The sequence below is a fragment of the Maribacter aquimarinus genome (assembly GCF_047345505.1).
Classification (GTDB): Bacteria; Bacteroidota; Bacteroidia; order Flavobacteriales; family Flavobacteriaceae; genus Maribacter.
The window spans coordinates 128662-150473 of sequence record NZ_JBLFEO010000005.1 but is presented as its reverse complement, the minus strand read 5'-3'; the positions used below and the strand labels follow the sequence as shown (position 1 = coordinate 150473).

Below are 21812 nucleotides of genomic sequence, written 5' to 3'. Positions count from 1 at the left end.
ACTACATCAACATAAATTCGCAGAAAATATGCCAGAAAAAATACGTTTGGGAATATTGGGAGGTGGGGGAGATTCCCTCATAGGAGTGCTGCACAGGGTGGCCGCCCACATCAATGACAATTACGCCATTGTGGGGGCCGTTTTTAACCCGGACATAGAGCAGAGCAGGGCCTTTGCCCGGGAGATAGACATTCCGCTGAACAGGATCTACAAGGATTTTGATACCTTGGTAGAGGAGGAGTTGAAATTACCGGAAAATGAGCGGATGCAAGTATGTTCGGTGCTCACCCCAAATTTTTTGCATTTCCCCATGGCCAAAAAATTGTTGGACAACGGTTTTCACGTCATTTGTGAAAAACCCATGACCACCACGCTCAAAGAGGCCAAGATCTTGCAAGAGGCCCAAAGGAAATCCGGAAAGGTCTTTGCCCTGACCCATACCTACACCGGCTACCCCATGGTGCGCCAGATGCGGGAAATGATAAAGGACGGGGCTCTGGGAAAAATACATAAAGTGGATGCCCGTTACTACCAGGGGTGGATCAACACCATTATCCATGACAAGGAAAAGCGCAACTCTGTTTGGAGGCTAGACCCGGAAAAGGCGGGCATAAGCAGTTGTATGGGGGATATTGGGGTGCATGCCTTCAACATGGTGGAATATACCACCGGCCTCAAGGTAAAATCCCTATTGTGCGATTTCAACTATCTCTACAATGACAACCAAATGGATGTGGACGGCACCGTGCTGATCCGTATGGATGAGCACGTAAAGGGAGTGATCAGGGGAAGCCAGGTGGCCACCGGAGAGGAAAACGGCCTGGCCATTTCCATTTATGGGGAAAAAGGAGCTTTTAGATGGGAGCAGGAACGCCCCAACTTCCTATACAAGATGAGCGATACCGAGCCCACACAGATCTACAAGCCCGGCCATGCCTACAATTCGGAGCTGTCCCTGGACGGAACCAAACTGCCCCCAGGGCACCCCGAGGGCATTTTTGATTCCATGGCCAATATCTACCTGGGCGCGGCCCGGGCCATTCGGGGAGAAAAGTACAACGATGGCGAATTCCCTACCATGACCGATGGGGTCCGGGGGATGGATTTCATAGAGGCCACCGTAAGGTCGCACAAGGACGGAAACACTTGGGTGGCCTTGGAAGATTGATGCAAAATTAGAATCCAATTATCAAACAAAAAGGGCGCGTACGCGCCCTTTTCAGTGACTTTAAGGGTACGCCGCAGGAACATTCACAGTACCCTATGCCATCCCGTCAGGGAGGGTGCTTCCTTTCTGGGGCCCATTAAAAGCTTTGTGGATGCAGCATTGCCAAAGCTGGACAGTAGCTGTGTCCCTGGTCCCAAAAACCTGGCGGCATCAACGGACAGGATATACGACACGGAAATTTACACAGACCACGATCATGCTTTCCCTGGGCACGCGGCCATAGGGCTCCAGTTCCCGGGTAAAATGATCCCAATGTTCCCTTTTCCAAGTGGCCAGGGCGTCACCCTCCATTCCTTCGCCCTTGGCATGTTCCTCATCAATGGCAAAATAGGGCTTCAGGGCCACCGAGGTGGTCTCAATGATGCACTGGGCCTCGCCCTCCCAATTCGTAACCACTTTGTAGGCCCCTTTTTTTGGCAAGGGCGCTTCACGATATTGAAGACCCAACAGGGAATAGGAGGTGGCCGTCTTTTTGCCTTGTTTCACCAGTTGGGCGCAACGGTCGCTATCTTCCTTGTTGTCGCAAAAACAGAGTATGTCCGGGTCGCTGGTCTGGGCTTTGCCGCTGTGCTGGGTTAAAAAGGCATCCCACATTTTGCGGGCAGATGGGTTGTTCATAAAGGTGTTTGTTTAAATGTGCTTCCGCATGGCCACAGTGCCAAGGGAAGGAACGGGGTTTGTTCCGTATGTTGGTGCCATCAACCAAAGGTTCCCTTTTTTAACTGTTCCGCGGCATGGGCGGCGGCCCTAGCGGTGAAGGCCATATAGGTCAGGGAAGGGTTCACGCAGCTGGAAGAGCTCATAAAGGCCCCGTCCGTAACATAGACATTGGGCACCAAATGCAATTGGTTGTGTTTGTTCACGATCGATGTTCTAGCGGAATGCCCCATACGGGCACCGCCCATTTCGTGGATGCCCAGTCCCGGACCGCTGGATTCTTCGTAGGGCTGCACATCGGTGAAGCCGGCCTTTTTGAACATGGCCACGATCTCCTTTTTGATGTCTTCCCGCATCCGGTACTCATTCTCCTTGAACTCCACGTCAAAGGCCAATTGTGGCAGGCCCCACTGATCTTTTTCGGTGGGGCTAAGGGTAACCCGGTTGTCATCGTAGGGCAGGAACTCCCCAAACCCGGTGACACCAATGCTCCATTTTCCAGGCTTTAAAACGCTTTCTTTTAGGTCTTTTCCATAACCCAGTTCTGCGACGCTCTCACTCCAGTCGCCACGGCTCGCCGTGCCCTGATAGCCAAATCCGCGCAGGTAGCCTTCCCTCTTGGTACTTTCGTCCAGGTTCACAAAACGTGGAATATAGAAGCCGTTGGGCCTTCGGCCTTTATAGTACTTGTCCAAATGGCCCGGGACTTTGGCCGTGGCGCCCAGTTTGTAATGGTGGTCCATAATGCCGCGGCCCAGGGCATCGGAATCATTTCCCAGACCGTTGGGAAACCGTTTGGATTTTGACTGCAGCAGAATGCCCACCGAGGCCATGGCAGAGGCGCAGAGGAAGATGGTCTTGGCCGTGAATTCCAAACGCTCCTTGGTTTCACGGTCCACAACCCGCACACCGGTGGCCTTTTTTGTCTTTTCGTCATAGATCACCTCATGTACAATGCTGTTGGCCCTGAGGGTCATGTTGCCCGTGCGCTCTGCGGCCGGTAGGGTGGTGGAGTTGCTGCTGAAGTATCCACCAAAGGGGCATCCGCGCCGGCATCTGTTGCGGTACTGGCACACCCCCCTGCCCTCAAAATTGGCGTTGGGATCCGTGATGTGGGCCGTACGGCCAATGGTGACCAGACGGCCGTCATTGAATTCTTTGGAGATGCTTTCCTGGAAGGCCTTTTCCACGCAGTTCAGCTCCATGGGGGGCTGAAATTTACCATCGGGCAATTGGGCAAGGCCCAGGTTTTGGCCACTGACGCCAATGTACTCTTCCACCTTATCGTACCAAGGCGCAATGTCCTTGTAGCGCACGGGCCAGTCCACCCCAATGTCCTCTTTCTTGTTGGCCTCAAAATCAAGGTCGCTCCATCGGTAGCTTTGCCTTCCCCAGGTCAGGGAGCGCCCCCCCACCTGGTAGCCCCGGATCCAGTCAAATCTTTTGGTTTCCACATAGGGGTGTTCCAGGTCGTTCACAAAAAAGTGCTTTGCATCTTCCTTGGGTGCCCAGCCTACACGGGACTGAACGTGATATTTCTTTTTGTCTTCTTTGGACAGTTCCCCTTTGAGGGGGTAGTCCCAGGGGTCGTCGTTCATTGTTTTGTAGTCCTGTATGTGCTTTACCATGGGCCCGCGTTCCAGTACCAAGGTCTTCAATCCCTTTTCGCAGAGTTCCTTGGCGGCCCAACCACCGCTAATGCCCGTGCCCACCACAATGGCGTCATAGCTGTTGTCCTGATTCATTTGCTATTTTTTATCATTTTCATAAGGTATTCCCTATATTTATGACGTGAGTTAAAAACAGGGAACGCAGATGCTTGTACGGCCTAAATATAGGACTTATTAGCAGATTTTTTTGTTTTTGCCACCATCGACCTAAAAAATTAAATGATATTTTATGATGAAAACAATTCAAGGCCCCGCCGTTTTTTTGGCACAGTTTGTAGATGATAAGGCTCCTTTCAATTCCCTGGACGGGATGTGCAAATGGGCATCCGATCTGGGGTACAAGGGCATACAGATCCCCACCTGGGAACATTTTCTGATCGACCTGGACAAGGCGGCGGAGAGCCAGACCTATTGTGATGAGCTCAAGGGCAAGGTAAATTCGTATGGCCTGGAAATCACGGAACTGAGCACCCACCTGCAAGGGCAGTTGGTGGCGGTGCACCCCGCCTATGACCTTATGTTCGATGGCTTTGCGCCCAAAGCGGTGCACAACAATCCCAAGGCCCGTACCCAATGGGCGGTGGAGACCGTTAAAAAAGCGGCCACGGCCAGCCGGCGCCTGGGCATTTCTGCCCATGCCACCTTTTCGGGGGCCCTGCTATGGCACACCATGCACCCTTGGCCCCAACGGCCGGCCGGTTTGGTGGAGATGGGTTTTGAGGAGTTGGCCAAAAGATGGATGCCCATCTTGGACCATTTTGACGGGGAAGGTGTGGATGTCTGCTACGAGATCCACCCGGGGGAAGACCTGCATGACGGCGATACCTTTGAGCGCTTTTTGGAGGCCACGGGCAACCACAAGCGCGTGAACATCCTGTACGACCCCAGCCATTTTGTGCTGCAACAGTTGGATTATATTGCCTACATAGACCATTACCACGAGTTCATCAAGTCCTTTCACGTGAAAGATTCCGAATTTAACCCCACGGGCAAAAAAGGCTCTTTTGGCGGCTATAATGATTGGGGCAACCGCGCGGGCCGTTATAGGTCCCTGGGCGACGGGCAGATAGATTTCAAGACCATCTTTTCCAAGCTTACCCAGTACGGTTGCGATGTATGGGCCGTTATGGAATGGGAGTGCTGCATAAAGAGCCCCGAGCAGGGTGCCCGGGAAGGGGCAAAGTTTATTCAGGACCATATCATTGAGGCCACACAGAAAACCTTTGATGATTTTGCCGGTGCGGAAACGGACAAAGAGATGTTGAAAAAAATATTGGGACTTTAAACAAGACGACATGAAAAAAGCAACGGCAGTGATGGCCCTTTTGGCCCTGACCCTATCTTGCAAGGAAGAGGGAAAGAAAGAAATCACCGAGGCAGAAGCTGTATCCAAAACAGTGGATTCGGAAGATGCGGCAGTGTGGACGCCCCTCTTCAATGGCAAGGATTTTACCGGGTGGCACGAATATGGGCGCAATGGAGTGTCTGCACATTGGAAGGTGGAAGGGGAGGCCCTGGTGTTCCATCCGCCGGAAGACCGGGAAGACAACGCCCACTACAACCTGATCACGGACGGCGAGTACACCAATTTTGAATTGTCATTGGACTGGCGCATTGCCCCGGGGGGCAACAGCGGAATTTTTTGGGGCGTCAAAGAGACACCGGACATTGGCCAGCCCTATGCCTCCGGTCCCGAAATACAGGTTTTGGACAATGCCGCCCACCCAGATGCCAAAAATGGCCCCAACAGGCATGCCGGCGCCCTGTATGATATGGTGCCCCCGAACAAAGATGTTACCAAGCCCGCCGGGGAATGGAACACCACGGTGATCCGTGTGGACCACAACAAGAACCAAGGTACCGTAATGATGAACGGGGAGAAAATTGCCGAATTTGCCGTGAACGGGCCGGAATGGGACGCCATGGTGGCCAACTCCAAGTTCAACGGCTGGGACCATTTTGGAAAGTACCCCACGGGAAAAATAGGCCTCCAAGACCACGGGGATGTGGTGGCTTACAGAAACATCAAGATCAAGGAACTTTAATATGAAATGAGCCATAGCAATGCTGGATACCAACCGAAATGTTGATTGGCGAATTACACCCGCCTGAAACGGAACGGGCAGGTCTGAACTTAAAAAACAAATGGTTCTACCATTTTATTTGTGGGTAAAAACTTGATTCACAATTTGACTTGGGGCCAGAAGGCGTAAGAAGTAGGATGTTGTATTTGTGCTTCCATGAATTTTAGAAACTTACCGTATGGGTGTTTGTAATCGGATACGTTTTTGGTCTTATGTTCCATGTCTTAGCGTCCTACCTCTGGCCAATACCATTTTCGTTTCCACAACATTGGTGGTAAAACCAAACAAATAATTATCAAAAGATGAAAATACGAGCAATAATGAGCAGGCCCATAGCCATATTGACCCTTTTTACCTTTATTTTCCAATCCTGCCAGCAGAAACTGCACGATCAGGCGGATGTGCAAGCGGTGGACCAAGGCCCCAAGGTGATCGTGCACGAGGAGTATTCCGGGCCGGAACCCACCACCCCGGAGGAAACTGAGTTTTATGAGCCCAAGGTGCCCGTGGTGGGCCCCGCCACCAACGGTAGGGTTCCTGCGGATGCCATTGTGCTTTTTGATGGCAGCGGTTTGGAGAACTGGGTAAGCTCCAAGGACACCACGGTGGCCGCAGATTGGCACCTGAACGACGATGGCAGCATGACCGTAAAGGACAAGGCGGGGAACATACAGACGCGGCAGAAGTTTGGGGACGTGCAGTTGCACATAGAGTGGAAATCCCCCGCCGAAGTACAGCGAGACGGTCAGAACCGTGGCAATAGCGGGGTTTTCCTAAATGGTCTCTACGAGGTGCAGGTGCTGGACAACAATGACAATCCCACCTATGTGAACGGACAGGTGGGCTCCATCTACAAGCAACATGTACCGTTGGCCATGGCCTCGGTGCCGTCGGGGGAATGGAACACCTACGATATCATCTACCACGCCCCGGAATTCAATGAGGAAGGTGGCAAGATCAAGTCGGGCACCATGACCGTGCTGCACAACGGGGTGCTCATCCACGATCATGTGGAGATCAAGGGCACCACCCCGTACATTGGTTGGCCCAAGAACCCGCCCCACGGCAAAGGCCCCCTGATGCTACAGGACCACCAGGACAACAGCCGCGTAAGCTATAGGAACATCTGGGTACGGGAGCTATAGGCCATAACAAAGGGGTAGGCCATGGCCCGGTGCCGCCAGGGCTTGGCCCACAAGGGGCATTTTCTTTTTTTCCGACCGATGGATGCCTCCCGGAAACAAGGTGCGGAGGTTTGCTGGCGTTGCCGAAGGTCCTTTTTGAAAAAAATGGATTGGCTATCTTTGCGAAGCCTAAAAAACAACTATGATCAAATCCATGACCGGATTCGGGAAATGTTCCGTGCAGCTTCCCACAAAAAAGATTACCGTAGAGCTAAAATCCCTGAACAGCAAAAGCATTGACCTCAATGCCCGTATGCCCTCGGGATATAGGGAGAAAGAGCTGGAACTGCGCAAGCTCATTGCCGGTTCCCTGCAACGGGGAAAGGTAGATTTGGCCCTGTATGTGGAAATGACGGGCGAGGAGACGGCCGCCGAAGTGAACGAGACCGCCGTACGGCAGTACATGAAACAACTGCGGGACATTGCCGAAGGGGACGAGGTGCGCCTGCTGGAAATGGCCCTGCGCTTTCCCGATGCCATGAAAACCGAGAAAGAGGCCTTGGACGAGACCGAGTACGAGGCCATTCTGGAGGCCCTGCAAGGAGCCTTAAGGGAAATAAATACCTTCAGGGCCCAAGAGGGCCAAGTTTTGGAAAGTGACTTTGCCAACCGCATCACCGCCTTGAACACCTTGCTGCAAGAGGTGGTGGCCATGGATCCAGATCGCCAGGCCACCATACGGGAACGTCTGCAAAAAGCGGTGCAGGACCTTAAGACCGAGGTGGACGCCAACCGGTTTGAACAAGAGCTCATCTACTATTTGGAGAAGTACGACATTACGGAGGAGAAAGTGCGCTTGGCCAATCATTTGAAGTACTTTTCCGAAACCTTGCGCTCTACGGACAGCAACGGCAAAAAATTGGGTTTCATTTCCCAGGAAATTGGCCGGGAGATCAATACCATTGGCTCCAAGGCCAACTATGCCCCCATGCAGCAACTGGTGGTGCAGATGAAGGACGAACTGGAAAAAATAAAGGAACAAATGCTCAACGTACTGTAAATGGAAGGAGGCAAACTGATCATTTTTTCGGCGCCCTCGGGCAGTGGCAAGACCACCATAGTAAGACATTTGTTGCAGCAGCCAGAGCTAAACCTGGCCTTTTCGGTATCGGCCACTTCCAGGCCCAGAAGGGGCAAGGAAAAGAACAGGGAACATTATTACTTCATGTCCGTTTCCGAGTTCAAGAACCATATCCGCAATGACGATTTTTTGGAGTGGGAAGAGGTGTACCGGGACAACTTCTACGGCACCCTGAAAGCGGAGGTAGAGCGACTGTGGGCCCAGGGGAAGAACGTTATTTTTGATATAGACGTGGCAGGGGGGCTAAGGATAAAAAAGAAGTTTCCGGAGAAAACCCTGGCCGTTTTTGTAAAGCCCCCCAGTGTGGACGAGCTTAAAATAAGGCTCAAGAAACGCAGTACGGAAAGTGACGATAAAATAAACATGCGCATTGCCAAGGCCTCCGTGGAACTGGCCACCGCGCCGCAGTTTGATAGAATCATAAAAAATTATGACCTGGACACCGCACTGGAGGAGGCCCACAAGATGGTGGCAGCGTTTGTTGGTGCCCAGCCGGGAAAAGACAGCGGGTCATGAAAAAGGTGGGGCTTTACTTTGGCACCTTCAACCCAATACACATTGGGCACTTGATCATTGCCAACCATATGGTCACCTTTTCCGATCTGGATGAAGTCTGGTTGGTCATAACCCCACAGAGCCCGTTCAAGACAAAGAAGACCCTGTTGAGCAACAATGACCGTTACCAGATGGTCTATGAGGCCACCAAGGACTACCCCAAGTTAAAGCCAAGTACCATAGAATTTAACTTACAGCAGCCCAATTATACCGTGGAGACCTTGGCCCATCTTTCAGAAAAATACCCATCGGGGCACCAATTTTCCTTGATCATGGGGGCAGACAACCTCAAGACCTTTCACAAATGGAAGAACCACGAGGTGATCTTGGAGCTTTACAACATCTTTGTGTACCCCAGAATATCTACGGGAACGGTGCCCGAAGGCTTCCAGGAGCATCCGCGCATCCATCCGGTGCAGGCCCCCATTATGGAAATTTCATCCACCTTTATACGCAAGGCCATTGAAGAGGGCAAGGACGTTCGGCCCATGTTGCCGGCTCCCGTTTGGAAGTATATGGACCAGATGAATTTTTACCGCTAGTCCTTGGCGGTGTGCCCTTGGGCCTGTATAAGCACATCCGTGCCCAAATGGCCGCCATCCCTGTTGTAGTGCCAAGACCTGATCTTGGGCATTTTTATGGCGTTTACGGTCATGGTTTCGCTGAGCAGAATATATTCCCCATCATTTTTGGTCTCATCGTGAAAGAACTGATAGGCCTCCATGGCAAAGGAATCGGGGTCAAAATAAAAATACCAGGTGTCTGTTCCCACCTCGGGGTCATAGCTGGCCCTGAGTCTAAGGTATTCCTTTTGGTTAAAACGGACACGTTCCACTTTGGGGTCCAAATGGGTGCCCGGGTCTTTTAATTTCATGGGAAGGCCGTAGAGGTAGGTGTAATAATTTCGCATTTTCTCTACCCGTTCGCAGCTTATTCCTAGGCGTTTGCGGTCTTGTTCGGGAATGTCCGGGCTCCCGTTCAGGGTAATGCTGCAAGCTGTTTTGTGCAACGTGCCCACAATGGTATCCCCTCCCTGTAGTACCTCGCTTTTATAATATTGCCGCGGCAGGTCCAGTGCAATGCGGCTATGGCGTTCCTTACCGTCCGGCGTGGTCATGACAATGGCCAATGCTCCGGTAAAGGTGGGCCATTGGTTCTGGGGGTCATGGTGGGCTATGGCTTTTTCCAAAAGTGCCTTGCCCGTGAGTTCTTGAGAAACAAGGGTTCTGGCAAGGAACAATAGAAGTAAACAAAAGACAGTGCGCATGGACGGTATTTTAATGGGCCACAAGATACGGATTGTGGCACAAACGGCTTTTTTAAAACAAATGGGGAAGCCGTGGGCCAAATGGTTTTTTGCACAGCGCCCTGGGAAAGCCGGCAGTTCACTTTAATCCATGGTATTGGCCTCGGGGACACGGGCAGGGGCCACCCGTTCATCATATTGGTCGTAATACAGCTCCAGTAGGCTCATCGTGGCCTTCATTAAGTCTTTGGTCTCCAGCAGTAGGGAGAAATAAAGGGTGGTGTTCTTGGGGCTGCTTTCCTCCGTACGGGTGCGCTGTACCTGTTTTTTTATCTTTTCCTGCACCAAGAGGTAGAGGTCTTCCTTGGTTTTGAGGTTGTGGCCAATTTTTTCAAAGGAACGCTCTTCAAAGGCGCTTTGTGTGTTGTTCAGGATGGCCTGTAACTTTTCATCTACCTCCTTGAGTTCCTTTATCTGGTTGTACTTCAATTTTTTGTGGTTGTTGTTTACGTGCTTGTGGCTTATTTTGGCAATGTACTCCAGGGATTGGGCCATATCCTGCAGATCGCCCAGAATGTTGATGTAGAAGTTGCTGGCCCCCACACTGGCATCGTCCAGGTTTTTTATGAAATAGAAAATATGGTCCCGCAGTTCGTCTATTTCCTTGGACAGCTTCACCACCCCTTTCTTGTTTTTTTTCAGCAGCCCCAAGTCTTGCTTGGCCAGACCGTCCACACTGTTGCTGTACAGTTTGCTGCTTCGCTTGATCACCCGGGCAATGTTACCGGCACTTTCCTCAATGACGCCCTGGATGGAGCTGCTTTCTGCCTTGTTCAGGCTGTCCTCTGCCTTGAGCTCCCGGGCCTTTTTGTTGTAGGCAATGTAATTGCGGGCCAAAAGCAGTATGGCGGCCAACAGCAATAGGGCAATGGCCACGCCCTTGCCCACGTGTATAAGGGCCAGGACCAGCCCCGCCGCCACAAAGGCGGTAATGGCCGTGCCAAACCAACCTCCTATGACATTGAGCACGCCGGCCACCCGGTACACGGCGCTTTCCGCTCCCCAGGCGCGGTCTGCCAGGGAGGTTCCCATGGCCACCATAAAGGTGACGTAGGTGGTGGAAAGGGGCAGTTTATAGGATGTGGCCACCGAAATGAGAATGCCGGCCACGGTCAGGTTCACGGCGGCACGCACCATGTCAAAGGCGGGCATTTGCTGGGCTTTCTCCTTGGGAACGCTAAGCTGGGGGCGCACGAACCGCTTGTCCATTTTCCTTTTCCAAGGAGCGGGCAGGAGGCTGTTGAAATTTTGGGAGGCGGCAATGGAAAGGCGTACCAGGCTACGGGAAAGGTAGTTGGGCTGAAAGCGTTCGTTGGCTTCCCCTTCCCGGGCCAGGTTAATTTCGGTATCGGCCACATAACGGGCCTTTTTGGAGAGCCAGAGCGTGGCCACCATGACAATGCCGGAAAGAAAGAGTAGCAGGGTGGGAGTGGGCACTTTATTGGAAAGTACGCCCATGCTGAATTCCGTGGCGGGCACCCCCGAGGCCACCCAGGCCTGGTAAGACTGCCAGCCGGCAATGGGCACGCCTATGAAGTTCACCAGGTCGTTCCCGGCAAAGGCCAGGGCCAGGGCAAAGGTGCCCACACCAATGATCAGCTTATAGATGTTGGTACGGGTAAATAGGATGAGCACATAGGAGATAAGGGACCAGAGCCCAAAATTGGCCAAAGCCACGGCCCCCACGTGCCGTTCCATAAAGGCGGTAATGGTCAGGTCTCCCAAAAAGCCAAAGGAGGTCTGGGCATAAGGGGTGCCGTTAATGCCCTTGAGCAATATAAAGTAGGTAATGGCAGATAGGGCAATGCCGCCGAACAGCGCGCCCGTCCACTTCGCCTTCTTCTCGTAGTCATAGGACAGTAAAATCCGGGCCAACCATTGTACCAGTGCCCCAATGGTAAAGGCCACCACCACGGAGAGCAGGATGCCCATGATGATCTGGAAGGCTTTCTCAGTGTTTATATAGTTGAGCACATCTGTTATGCCCCCGTTGTTGGCAAGGATTTTAATGACGCCCATGGCCACGGACGCCCCCAGTAGGTTAAACACGATGGAGACGGTGGTGGAGGTGGGCATGCCCAGGGTGTTGAAAAAGTCCAACAGGAGAATGTCCGTGATCATCACGGCCATAAAGATGAACATGATCTCATTGAAGTAAAATTCCCCAGGGTTAAAGATGCCCTTGCGGGCCACTTCCATTAGGCCGCTGGAAAAGATGGCGCCACAGGCAATGCCAACGCTGGCCACCACCATGATGGTTTTGAAGGATATGGCCTTGGAGCCAATGGCGGAGTTGAGGAAATTTACCGCGTCATTGCTCACGCCCACTACCAGGTCGGCCACGGCCAAGGCGGCCAGGGCAATCACCATCAGCAAAAACATATTGTCCATTGGCACCCTTTATTTAGACCGCAAACCTACCCTAAAACCGTGAAATGTATGTAATTAAAACGTTATCAAATTGTAGGTTCTGTGATGTTTTTTGGGCGGAAACGAGCCATTGCGCCTAGACCTCCAAGGTGGGGGGCTGTTGTTCCTCTTGGGCGCTTTTTATGCTCTGGTACTCATCGTAATAAAGGTTCAGGATCTGGATGTTGGCCTTGATCAGGTCCTTGGTCTCCAAGAGGATGCTAAAGTACAGGGTGGTGTTCTTGGGGCTGGATTCTTCCGTTCGTGTCCTTTCCACCTGGCTCTGAATGGAGCTGGAGACATCGTTGAGCAAGGCCTGCTTTTGTTCCATGATGTGGGGCACGATCTTGTCAAACGATCGGGAGTCAAAAATTTCCCTGATCTCGTTGAGCAGTTCCTTCAGTTTTTCGTCTATGGACAAGAGTTCCTCGGCCTGTTTTTTCTTTAGGGCCTTATGGTTGTTGTGCACGTGCTTGTGGCTCACCTTGGCAATGTGCACGGAAGATTGGGCCACGTCCTGTATGCTCCCGATCACGTCTATGTAGAATTTACTGGCGCCCAGGTAGGAGTCGTCCAGGTCCTTGATAAAGTAGAAGATATCGTTCTGCAGGGCTTCGATCTCGTTCTCCAGTTTCACCACGTTGGCCTTGGCCTTTTTCAGCTTGTCCAAATCCTGCTCAATGAGGCCGGTAATGGTGCCGTGGTTGATCTTGCTCACCCGTTTCAGTGCTTTGGAGATGTTGTCCGCACTTTCCTCAATGACCCCTTGAATGGACCTGCTCTCCGCTTTGCTGAGGCTGTCCTCTGCCTTGGCCTCTTTTGATTTTTTGGAGAGCTTAATGTAATTGCGCGCCAAGATGAGCAGGGCCAGCAAGAGCAAAATGGCGATCATGGTGGCGCCGCCCAGGTGGATCAGGTAGGCCACGGTGCCCGCCGCGGTAAAGGCGCTGAAGGCGGTAAAGAACCAACCGCCAATGACGTTCATGACCCCGGCCACCCTATATACGGCACTTTCACTGCCCCAGGCACGATCGGCCAGGGAGGTGCCCATGGCCACCATAAAGGTGACATACGTGGTGGAAAGGGGCAACTTCATGGAGGTGGCAATGGAGATGAGCACGCTGGCCACCATAAGGTTCACCGCGGCCCTCACCATATCAAAAGCGGGGAGCTCGTGCGTCTTGCCCAGATTGAGCTCGATCACGGGCTTTTGAAACTGCTTGTCAATGCGGGCCACCAATGGGGCCGGTACCACGGTGAGGGTGTATTTGGAGATGAGCATGGCAAAGCGCACCAGGCCACGGGACAGAAAATTGGGCTCAAAGCGCTCATGGGTCTCTTCCTGGCTGCTCAGGTCTATGGAGGTCTTTACCACCCGTTTGGCCTTGCTGGAAAACCATAGGGTGAGCACCATGATCACCCCGGCCAGGAACAGAAACAGGGTGGGGGTGGGCACCTTGCTGCCCAGGGCGCCCATGGCAAACTCGTTAGCGGGGATCCCGGAGACGGCCCAAGCCTCGTAAGATTGGTAGGCCGCAATGGGCACCCCAATGAAATTCACCAGGTCATTGCCCGCAAAGGCCAGGGCCAGGGCAAAGGTACCCACGGCAATGATGAGCTTGTAGATGTTTTTTTTGAACAGGCGGATCATCAAGTAGGAGATCAGCGTCCAGACCAAAAAACTGGCAAAGACGATCAGGGTGGTCCTCCCGGCGATCACCGGGCCTATCTGGGCGTAATAATCGGTGCCCTTGAGACCTTTGATGAAGATGAAATAGGTAATTGCCGCCAGGGCCACGCCACCAAAGGCGGCCCCCACCCATTTGGCCTTTTTCTCAAAATGAAAGGAAATGAGCGCCCGGGTAACAAACTGCACCGCTGCCCCCACGGAAAAGGCCACCACCACGGAGAGCAGGATGCCCAGAATAATTTCCGTGGCCTTGCTGGTATTGATGTAGTTGCCCAGATCGGAAAGGGCGCCCCCATCTGCCGCCACTTTTATGAGGGATATGGCCACGGCCGCGCCCAAAAGTTCAAAAACAATGGAAACCGTGGTGGAGGTGGGCATACCAAGGGTGTTGAAAAAGTCCAGCAACAGAATGTCCGTGATCATCACGGCCATGAAGATGATCATGATCTCGCTGAAATAGAACTCGCCCGGGACAAAGATGCCCTTCCGGGCCACTTCCATCAGTCCGCTGGAGAAGATGGCCCCTATGGCAATCCCCAAGCTGGCCACGATCATCATGGAGCGGAAGGAGATGGCCTTGGATCCTATGGCCGAGTTCAGGAAGTTTACGGCATCGTTGCTCACGCCCACAACCAGGTCTGCAATGGCCAGTACGGCCAGGGCTATGAGCATTAAGAAGTACATGTTTTCCATGGTGTCTGTTGGTTTAGGGCAATGGGGTCAGTGGCTTTTCAAGATATTGATAAAAAATGAAACTCGATCAAAAATGCAGGTCTAACTGCAAGCGGTACATCAGGTTGTTCTCTCCGGCCCCGGTGTCGTTCAAATAGCTCAGGTCCGTCTGTACTTTTAGTTTGTGCCCCACAATGAACTTGGACAGTCCCAAGGTGTATTGCTGCACTGCCGCCGAGCCCGTTATGGCCTCGTCCAGGGAGATGTTGGTGAACCGGCCCGAGACTTCCCAGTTGGATTTTAACAGGTAGCCCGTTTGCAGGTTTAGCCCGCTCCCCACCTGCACAATGTCTCCCGTTGGGGAACCATCGGAATTCCTGGCCACCGGATCCTCTGCGGTACGGTGCGCATATTCGCCCATCAGCGAAAAACCGCGGTACTTGAACATCGCGTCCACAAAGACGGTGTTAATGTCTGTTTCATACAGCCCTGTATCGTTCAACATAAAATCTCCCATATTGCTCCGGGTCTTCACGGCGTCCCTATTGGTGTCATAGGTGGCCGCCAGGAGCAATTTTGGTTTGGGTTCCCGTACCAGGTCGCTTCCGCTATAGTCGCCCCTGCCCTTGAACAAGCCAAAGGGGAGCAGCTCCAGCCGGGCCGTGTACTGGTTGCCGCCCAGGTTGCCCTCCGTGATGTTGCGGCCCTCGCCCTGCGAAATGGCCACGATCTCGCGCACCACCATCTTTTCGGTGAGCTTAAAATGGTGCCGTAGCTGAAAGCCAATGTCCCGGTCTATGTTGAACCTTGCGTTGAGCAAGGAGCGATCTACCTGCTGCATGTTTCCGGAGGAGATCACACGTTCTATGTTTCCCGGTAGTTTGGTCTGCCCAAACCAAAGCTCAAAATTTCCGGCAAAGTTCCACATCACCACGGCGTCCATGATATAGCCAGGGGTGTTGCGGGTAAATGGGGACACCACCGCCATGTCCCGGTTAGACAGCCCCAGTTCTATCTTGTACCGCAATCGGGGAGAGTAGGCAAAACCATCAAACTTCAATCGGGCCCTGCGTACCAGGGTATTTTGTTCGGGATCTACCAAACCGCCGTTATCCCTTATGTTCCAATCTGCCAGGGAGAGCAGCTGTATGCGCGTGCCCACCCGCATGGTGTAGGTACTGTCTTTGCCCACTAGGTTAAAAAGTCCTTTTCCAAATGGTGGGGCGTTGCCCTCGGTGCGCTGGGAAAAGCTAAGGATGGAACATAGGGAGACTAGCAGAAAAAGTCCAAATCTCATTATTGGTAAAGGTTTTTGTCACGGCAAAGAACCATGTTCAATGTAAAGTTAATGTTTTCTGAATGTTAATTGTGGATATAAAAAAAGCTACCCCGAACGAGGTAGCTTTTGGATTTCTGGAAAAGTCGACAAAAACCAATATCCAATATGAAATCCTACTTTTTGGGAAGCAAGGCCGTCACTTCTTGGGCGCTTTGCCCCCCTGTGCCCTGGGATGCGGCCCTTACCGCTGTCCCGGTAAATGTTTCCCGGGCCGGTGGCGGTGTCAGGGAATGCAGCACGGCCACCAGGGAAACGGTCTCCCCGCCCTGGAACACCACGGTTTTTTCTTGGGTTTGGTAGCCTGGGAAGGCTATTTGGATCTGGTGGCTTCCCTGGGGCAGGCCATCAAAGGAAAAGTTGCCGTTAAAGCCGGTATGGGCGCTGTGGGGGGTTCCCTTGACCGATATTTGGGCCATCAGCATGGGTTCGTTTTCCATCGCGGCATCCAGCACCGTGCCGTGCAGGGTGGCGGTGCCTGGCTTCTGGCCGTGGGCCAAGGATGCAAGGAACAAAACGATAATGCCAAGGAATGGTTTCATTTTCAATTTTTTACAAAGTAAGGTGCACAAGGTTAAGTTAAGGTTAGCTGAGTTTTATGTATAGTTGAGCAAATGGTTAAGGTATTGTGTTCGGATACGCCGCCGCCCCCTGGCCACAATACCCTAAAAAATGTATCTTGCGGCCAGAAGAAACACTATGAATTGGGAACAACTGCTTTCGTTAAAGCGTCACGGGGACACCAACAAAAGGCTGCGGTCCGAACAGGACGAGACCCGTTTGGGCTTTGATGTGGACTATGACCGCATTATTTTTTCATCGGCCTTTAGGAGCCTGCAGGACAAGACGCAGGTGGTTCCCCTCTCCAAGACCGATTTTGTGCACACCCGCCTTACCCACAGCCTGGAGGTTTCCGTGGTGGGCCGCAGCCTGGGCAGGCTGGCCGGAAAACAGCTCTTGGAAAGGCACCCCCATCTCAAGGAAGTGCACGGCTATACCTTTAGCGATTTCGGGGCCATTGTGGCCGCGGCCGCCCTGGCCCACGACATTGGCAACCCCCCTTTTGGGCACAGCGGGGAAAAGTCCATTGGCGAATACTTTAAAACGGGAAACGGAAAGCGGTACCGGGCACAGCTCACCGAGAAAGAGTATCAGGACATTGTGGATTTTGAGGGGAACGCCAATGGGTTTAAGTTGCTGGCCCAGGACAGGCCCGGGGCGCCCGGGGGGCTCCGCCTAAGTTATGCCACCTTGGGGGCCTTCATGAAGTACCCCAAGGAATCCCTGCCCAAACGCCCCACCCAGCACATAGCGGACAAGAAATTTGGTTTTTTCCAAGCGGACAAGCACACCTTTGCCCAGGTGGCGGGGGAGCTGGGCCTGCTTCAACGGGGCACGGCAGATGACATTTCCTTCTGCCGCCACCCGCTTACCTATTTGGTGGAGGCCGCTGACGATATCTGCTACACCATCATCGATTTTGAGGATGGCATCAACCTGGGCCTCATAGGGGAGGAATATGCGCTGGAATACCTCATTAAACTGGTCAAGGACTCCATCAACATAAAAAAATACCACGCGCTGCAATTCATGGAGGATCGGTTAAGCTACCTCAGGGCCCTGGCCATAAACACCCTGATCAGGGACGCCGTGACCCTTTTTATGGAACATGAAGATGCCATTTTAAACGGTGGTTTTGATGTTGGGTTGATGGAAAAAAGCCGGTTCAAGGCCCAGATCAAGGACATTATCTCCCTGAGCGTGGACAAGGTGTACCAGGCCAATGAGGTGGTGGAGAAGGAGATCGCCGGGTACAAGATCATTGCAGACATTCTGGATGTGTACCTGGACGCCCTGGTGCACCACAAGAGAGGCGAGGCCTCCAACTATCATCAATTAATGCTCAGCACCTTGCCCGGTTTTTACAGGAACACAGAGGCATCGCTCTACCACATTATCCTAAACACCTGCTCCTATGTGGCCAGTCTCTCGGATGGGGCCGCGGTGCACATACACAACAAGATCAAGGGCAATCAGCTTTAAAAATCATAGGAAACGCCCAGGCCCAAGATCTGCTTGAACTGCAGTTTGGGCACCCCCGCCTCCACAATGTTGCCGTTGGGCCCCACCACCTGATCAAAGAGGATGTCATCATCGTAGATGAAATGGGTGCCCAGGGTGGTAAGGATGTACTTGTTTACCCTAAACTTGAAAATGACCTCCCAGTCCACGTCCACATTGCCAAAACTGTTCAGGTAATCGGTGTAGAGGTTTAGCCTGCTCTGAAAGTCAATGTTCTTGCTAATGTTCCCCTCCCAGTTATGGGTAATGAGAAAACCCAGTTCCAGGAGATGGTTCTGCCCCGGGGTGATCACATTGCCGTCTGCGTCCAAGATGGCCTTTTCTACCCCAAAGGCCCCACGGTTGGCCAGTTCCTGGTCCAGTACAAAGGTAGATTTTTGGGTGAGCGGGGAAATGTAGAGGTTAAACTTTCGGTCCTTGCTAATGTAGGAGGTACCCGCCCCCAGAAAGAGGTAGCCCGGGGACATGAAGCGCGAGATGGGATTGTCCCTGTCCGGATACTTGAAACCGTTGGAGAACTGGGTGTTGAAGTTCAACTGCACCGAGTAGTACCAATTGCTTATGGTGTCCCTTCTGTAGCCCAGGTTGGAATTCAGGCGGATCACGTCTTCCGTCTTGCGGAGCTGCCGGCCCTCCTGCGCGTTCACGCCATAGCGCAGGTCCAGGTTGTTGTCCCATTTAAAATAGCGGAACTTGTAGTTGCGCTTAAACTGGAAAAAGCCCAGGGCGCTCACGGCATTGTCCCCACCGGCGTTCCAGTTCACAAAGGCCACTTCACTGATATTGAGCCCAAAATTGTTCTCCTTGGTCCAAAAAGAGGGCACTTTGAACCGTTTAAAGGCATCTTTGAGGTTGTTCTTCTTTTTTAGGTTGATGACCGGTATGGTGAGGTTTACCCCTCGCGGAATGTTCTTGATCTTTTCCTGGGTTTTCCGGATCACAATGGTGTCTATGACGCCGGTGCCCATGCGCAGGGAGTCTGGCACCTGGGCGGGCGGAATGCTGTCCTGCCCCCTAAGCCCGGGCGCACAGAGCAACAGCAACAGAAGAAGGCAATGCCAAGAAAGGGCGTGTTGTTTATTCATGGATATGGGAAATGTATTCAATGATGTGTTGTTTGTCCATCCCGTTCAGCGCATACAGTTCTTCTTGGGTGCCGTGCTCCACAAAGGCATCGGCCACGCCGAATATTTTAAGGGGCAGGGGGGTGCCCAGGGCGTTCATGGCCTCCAGCACGGCACTGCCAAAGCCGCCCGCGATCACCCCGTCCTCCAGTGTAATGAGATGTTGGTAGCGGGAGCAGATCATGCCCAGGCAATCCATGTCCAAGGGCTTGGCAAAGGAAAAATCATAGTGCCCCACCTTTCCTTTTTCAAAGGCTGCAACAATATCCGTGCCCATTTGGCCAATGGCCCCGTGCGAAAGGAGGGCCACGTGGTTGCCCCTGTGCCGCTCCCGTGCCTTTCCAATGGTGAGTTTTTCAAAGGGTTGCCGCCAATCCAGGGTGTTGCCCCGCCCTCTGGGGTATCTGATGGCCAGCGGACGGTCCAGTCCCAACTGGGCCGTGTACATGATGTTTCGCAGGCTGGCCTCGTCCATGGGGGCATGGAGCACCATATTGGGAATGCAGCGCAAAAAAGCAATGTCGAACACCCCGTGGTGGGTGGGGCCGTCCGCCCCCACGAGCCCGGCGCGGTCCAGGCAGAAGACCACCGGCAGCCTTTGCAGCGCCACGTCATGGATCACTTGGTCATAGGCCCGTTGCAAAAAGGTGGAGTAAATGGTGCAGAAGGGCACCAGGCCGGCGGTGGCCATTCCGGCGGCAAGGGTCACGGCATGCTGCTCTGCAATGCCCACATCAAAAGCCCTGTTGGGGAAAGCGTCCATCATAAAGCGGAGGGAGCTTCCCGTGGGCATGGCCGGGGTAATGCCCACAATGCGCTCGTTCCCCTGGGCCAGTTCCACCAGGGTCTCTCCAAACACATCCTGGAATTTGGGGGGCTGTGGCCGCTGTGGTCCCTTGGTAATTTCCCCCGTTAGCCGGTTGAACTTGCCCGGGGCGTGGTACACTACTTGGTTTTCCTCGGCTTTTTTGAGCCCCTTGCCCTTGGTGGTGATCAGGTGCAGGAGTTTGGGCCCTTTTACCGTCTTTAGGCGTTGCAGTTCACGCACCAGGGCGGGCAGGTCATGCCCGTCCATGGGCCCGGTGTAGTCCAGGTTAAGGCATTCAAAAAGGTTCTCTTCCTTGGCGGTGCCTTTTTTTACGTTGGTCAGGTATTTTTTCAGGGCGCCCACGCTGGGGTCTATGCCAATGGCGTTGTCGTTGAGCACAATGAGCACATTGGTGTCCGTTACGCCCAAATGGTTCAGGCCCTCAAAGGCCATGCCGCTGGCAATGGAGGCATCCCCGATCACGGCAATGTGCTGTCTGTCTTCCGCGTGCTGCAGTTTGGCGGCCATGGCCATTCCCAAGATGGCAGAGATGGAGGTAGAGCTGTGTCCGGTGCCAAAGGCGTCATGGGGGCTTTCCGATCGCTTGGGAAAACCACTGATGCCGCCCAATTGCCTGTTGGTGTCAAAACGGTCTTTCCTGCCCGTGAGTATCTTATGGCCATAGGCTTGGTGGCCCACGTCCCAGATGAGTTGGTCTTCCGGGGTGTTAAAGACGTAATGGAGCGCAATGGTCAGTTCCACCACCCCCAAACTGGCGCCAAGGTGCCCCTCTTTGGTGGCCACCACGTCTATGATGAACTCCCTGAGCTCCCTGGCCAGCTGGGGCAGTTGGCCAGGGGAGAGCCGTTTTACATCGGCGGGCGATGCGATATGGTCCAAGATTGTTTTCAAGACTACGGTTGCAAGCCACAAAAGTACTTTTTTTACGGAGGATGGCAATTGTTTTTATACCTGGGTGGCCCAATGGTGCCAATACCTTATTTTTGGGCCATGATTTTGCCTTTTGACGATGCCCATTTTATGAAAAAAGCCCTCTTGGAGGCAGAGGCCGCCTACGCCCAGGACGAAATTCCCGTGGGGGCGGTCATTGTGGTCCAGGACCGCATTATAGCGCGCAGCCACAACCTTACCGAGCGCCTGAACGATGTAACGGCCCATGCCGAGATGCAGGCCATTACGGCCGCGGCCAATTTTCTGGGCGGAAAATACCTGCACCAGTGCACCTTGTACGTGACCCTGGAACCCTGCCAAATGTGTGCGGGCGCCCTGTACTGGAGCCAAATACAAAAAGTGGTCTATGCCGCTGCCGACCCCAAACGCGGATTCAGGGCCATGGGCGCCTCCCTGCACCCCAAGACCCAAGTGGTGGGCGGCGTTTTGGAGAACGATGCGTCACAGTTGCTGAAGCAGTTTTTTCTCGAAAAACGAAATTAGGGGCCAAAAGGCGTTTTTTTTGATGTTTTGGACCGGCCTGATCCAAGACAGCCGCAAGCGCGGCGCCCCTGTGCCGTGCCAAGACGGAAAAGGTGGCCCTTGGGGCAAAAACGAGGGGTGCAACAGGGGTTCGGGTTGGGGTGGCAGGTCTTACTGGAGGTCTGGCCCGGGCTATTCTTTTTTCTTTTTGCCCTTTTCTTTCTCCCTGGCGTTCATTTTCCTGATGTTCTCTTCGTTCAGCATATAATCCTTCATACTCTTGCCGCGGCTTTCCTTGATCAGGAAGAGGGGCATGGCCACCAGGAACAGCCCCACGGTGCCACTGCCAATAAAGCGGTCTGCCCGGGCCTTTTGGTCTTCGTCCAAAGAGAAACCGTAGATGATGCTGGCAAAGGAAGCGAGGATAACGGCTATGATCAGGTATTTCATGGCGTTCTTGTTATGGAAGGCCGCAGGGGCGCCAAAATTAAA

At 53.1% G+C, this 21812-nt stretch carries 19 protein-coding genes; 9 read left to right on the top strand and 10 right to left on the bottom strand.

Features of this window, described 5'->3' with window-relative positions; genetic code table 11:
• The first annotated feature begins 28 nt into the window (after positions 1-28).
• A complete protein-coding gene (locus ACKWCC_RS05440; protein WP_413994900.1) occupies positions 29-1168 on the top strand; it encodes a Gfo/Idh/MocA family protein in 1140 nt (379 codons plus the stop codon).
• Between the two features lie 210 nt (positions 1169-1378).
• Here the strand turns inward: ACKWCC_RS05440 and ACKWCC_RS05435 are convergent, their stop codons facing one another.
• Together ACKWCC_RS05435 and ACKWCC_RS05430 are read right to left on the bottom strand one after the other, a co-directional pair.
• On the bottom strand, positions 1379-1846 hold the full coding sequence (locus ACKWCC_RS05435; RefSeq protein WP_413994899.1) for an ASCH domain-containing protein: 468 nt from the start codon (positions 1844-1846) through the stop codon (positions 1379-1381).
• 80 nt (positions 1847-1926) lie between these two features.
• Positions 1927-3630: a GMC oxidoreductase gene (locus tag ACKWCC_RS05430; RefSeq protein ID WP_413994898.1), complete on the bottom strand. Its 1704-nt coding sequence runs from the start codon at positions 3628-3630 to the stop codon at positions 1927-1929.
• Between the two features lie 157 nt (positions 3631-3787).
• Here ACKWCC_RS05430 and ACKWCC_RS05425 point away from each other — a divergent pair, with 157 nt between their 5' ends.
• The 6 genes from ACKWCC_RS05425 to nadD all read left to right on the top strand — a co-directional run bounded on the left by ACKWCC_RS05425 (position 3788) and on the right by nadD (position 9001).
• A complete protein-coding gene (locus ACKWCC_RS05425; RefSeq protein ID WP_413994964.1) occupies positions 3788-4840 on the top strand; it encodes a sugar phosphate isomerase/epimerase family protein in 1053 nt (350 codons plus the stop codon).
• 10 nt (positions 4841-4850) lie between these two features.
• Positions 4851-5600, top strand: coding sequence for a 3-keto-disaccharide hydrolase (locus ACKWCC_RS05420; protein ID WP_413994897.1), 750 nt, complete (start codon positions 4851-4853; stop codon positions 5598-5600).
• 341 nt (positions 5601-5941) lie between these two features.
• Positions 5942-6784, top strand: a complete 843-nt coding sequence (locus ACKWCC_RS05415) for a 3-keto-disaccharide hydrolase (protein ID WP_413994896.1) — start codon at positions 5942-5944, stop codon at positions 6782-6784.
• A gap of 181 nt (positions 6785-6965) precedes the next feature.
• On the top strand, positions 6966-7823 hold the full coding sequence (locus tag ACKWCC_RS05410; RefSeq protein ID WP_413994895.1) for a YicC/YloC family endoribonuclease: 858 nt from the start codon (positions 6966-6968) through the stop codon (positions 7821-7823).
• Positions 7824-8420, top strand: a complete 597-nt coding sequence (gmk, locus tag ACKWCC_RS05405) for a guanylate kinase (protein ID WP_413994894.1) — start codon at positions 7824-7826, stop codon at positions 8418-8420.
• On the top strand, positions 8417-9001 hold the full coding sequence (nadD, locus tag ACKWCC_RS05400; protein WP_413994893.1) for a nicotinate (nicotinamide) nucleotide adenylyltransferase: 585 nt from the start codon (positions 8417-8419) through the stop codon (positions 8999-9001). The genes gmk and nadD overlap by 4 nt, the downstream gene beginning before the upstream one ends.
• Here nadD and ACKWCC_RS05395 read toward each other — a convergent pair.
• The 5 genes from ACKWCC_RS05395 to ACKWCC_RS05375 form a co-directional block, all read right to left on the bottom strand.
• The gene (locus ACKWCC_RS05395) at positions 8998-9726 is read right to left on the bottom strand and encodes a DUF6503 family protein (protein ID WP_413994892.1); all 729 of its coding nucleotides are present in this window, start codon (positions 9724-9726) and stop codon (positions 8998-9000) included. The two genes, nadD and ACKWCC_RS05395, sit on opposite strands and share 4 nt — an antisense overlap.
• Before the next feature lie 123 nt (positions 9727-9849).
• A complete protein-coding gene (locus ACKWCC_RS05390) occupies positions 9850-12156 on the bottom strand; it encodes an inorganic phosphate transporter (protein ID WP_413994891.1) in 2307 nt (768 codons plus the stop codon).
• 115 nt (positions 12157-12271) lie between these two features.
• The gene (locus ACKWCC_RS05385; RefSeq protein WP_413994890.1) at positions 12272-14557 is read right to left on the bottom strand and encodes an inorganic phosphate transporter; all 2286 of its coding nucleotides are present in this window, start codon (positions 14555-14557) and stop codon (positions 12272-12274) included.
• A 67-nt stretch (positions 14558-14624) separates the two neighbouring features.
• The gene (locus tag ACKWCC_RS05380) at positions 14625-15833 is read right to left on the bottom strand and encodes a porin (protein ID WP_413994889.1); all 1209 of its coding nucleotides are present in this window, start codon (positions 15831-15833) and stop codon (positions 14625-14627) included.
• A 155-nt stretch (positions 15834-15988) separates the two neighbouring features.
• Positions 15989-16414: a carboxypeptidase-like regulatory domain-containing protein gene (locus ACKWCC_RS05375; RefSeq protein ID WP_413994888.1), complete on the bottom strand. Its 426-nt coding sequence runs from the start codon at positions 16412-16414 to the stop codon at positions 15989-15991.
• A 157-nt stretch (positions 16415-16571) separates the two neighbouring features.
• Here ACKWCC_RS05375 and dgt point away from each other — a divergent pair, with 157 nt between their 5' ends.
• Positions 16572-17915, top strand: a complete 1344-nt coding sequence (gene dgt, locus ACKWCC_RS05370) for a dGTP triphosphohydrolase (RefSeq protein WP_413994887.1) — start codon at positions 16572-16574, stop codon at positions 17913-17915.
• Here the strand turns inward: dgt and ACKWCC_RS05365 are convergent.
• Together ACKWCC_RS05365 and ACKWCC_RS05360 are read right to left on the bottom strand one after the other, a co-directional pair.
• Positions 17912-19039, bottom strand: a complete 1128-nt coding sequence (locus ACKWCC_RS05365; protein WP_413994886.1) for a DUF3078 domain-containing protein — start codon at positions 19037-19039, stop codon at positions 17912-17914. The genes dgt and ACKWCC_RS05365 overlap by 4 nt on opposite strands.
• On the bottom strand, positions 19032-20798 hold the full coding sequence (locus ACKWCC_RS05360) for a 1-deoxy-D-xylulose-5-phosphate synthase (protein ID WP_413994885.1): 1767 nt from the start codon (positions 20796-20798) through the stop codon (positions 19032-19034). The genes ACKWCC_RS05365 and ACKWCC_RS05360 overlap by 8 nt, the downstream gene beginning before the upstream one ends.
• A gap of 99 nt (positions 20799-20897) precedes the next feature.
• Here ACKWCC_RS05360 and ACKWCC_RS05355 point away from each other — a divergent pair, with 99 nt between their 5' ends.
• Positions 20898-21341 (top strand): nucleoside deaminase, encoded by a 444-nt coding sequence (locus tag ACKWCC_RS05355; RefSeq protein WP_413994884.1) that lies wholly within the window; start codon positions 20898-20900, stop codon positions 21339-21341.
• Between the two features lie 171 nt (positions 21342-21512).
• Here ACKWCC_RS05355 and ACKWCC_RS05350 read toward each other — a convergent pair whose 3' ends face one another.
• Entirely contained in the window at positions 21513-21770 is a 258-nt protein-coding gene (locus tag ACKWCC_RS05350) for a hypothetical protein (protein WP_413994883.1), read from the bottom strand.
• Positions 21771-21812 lie beyond the last annotated feature (42 nt).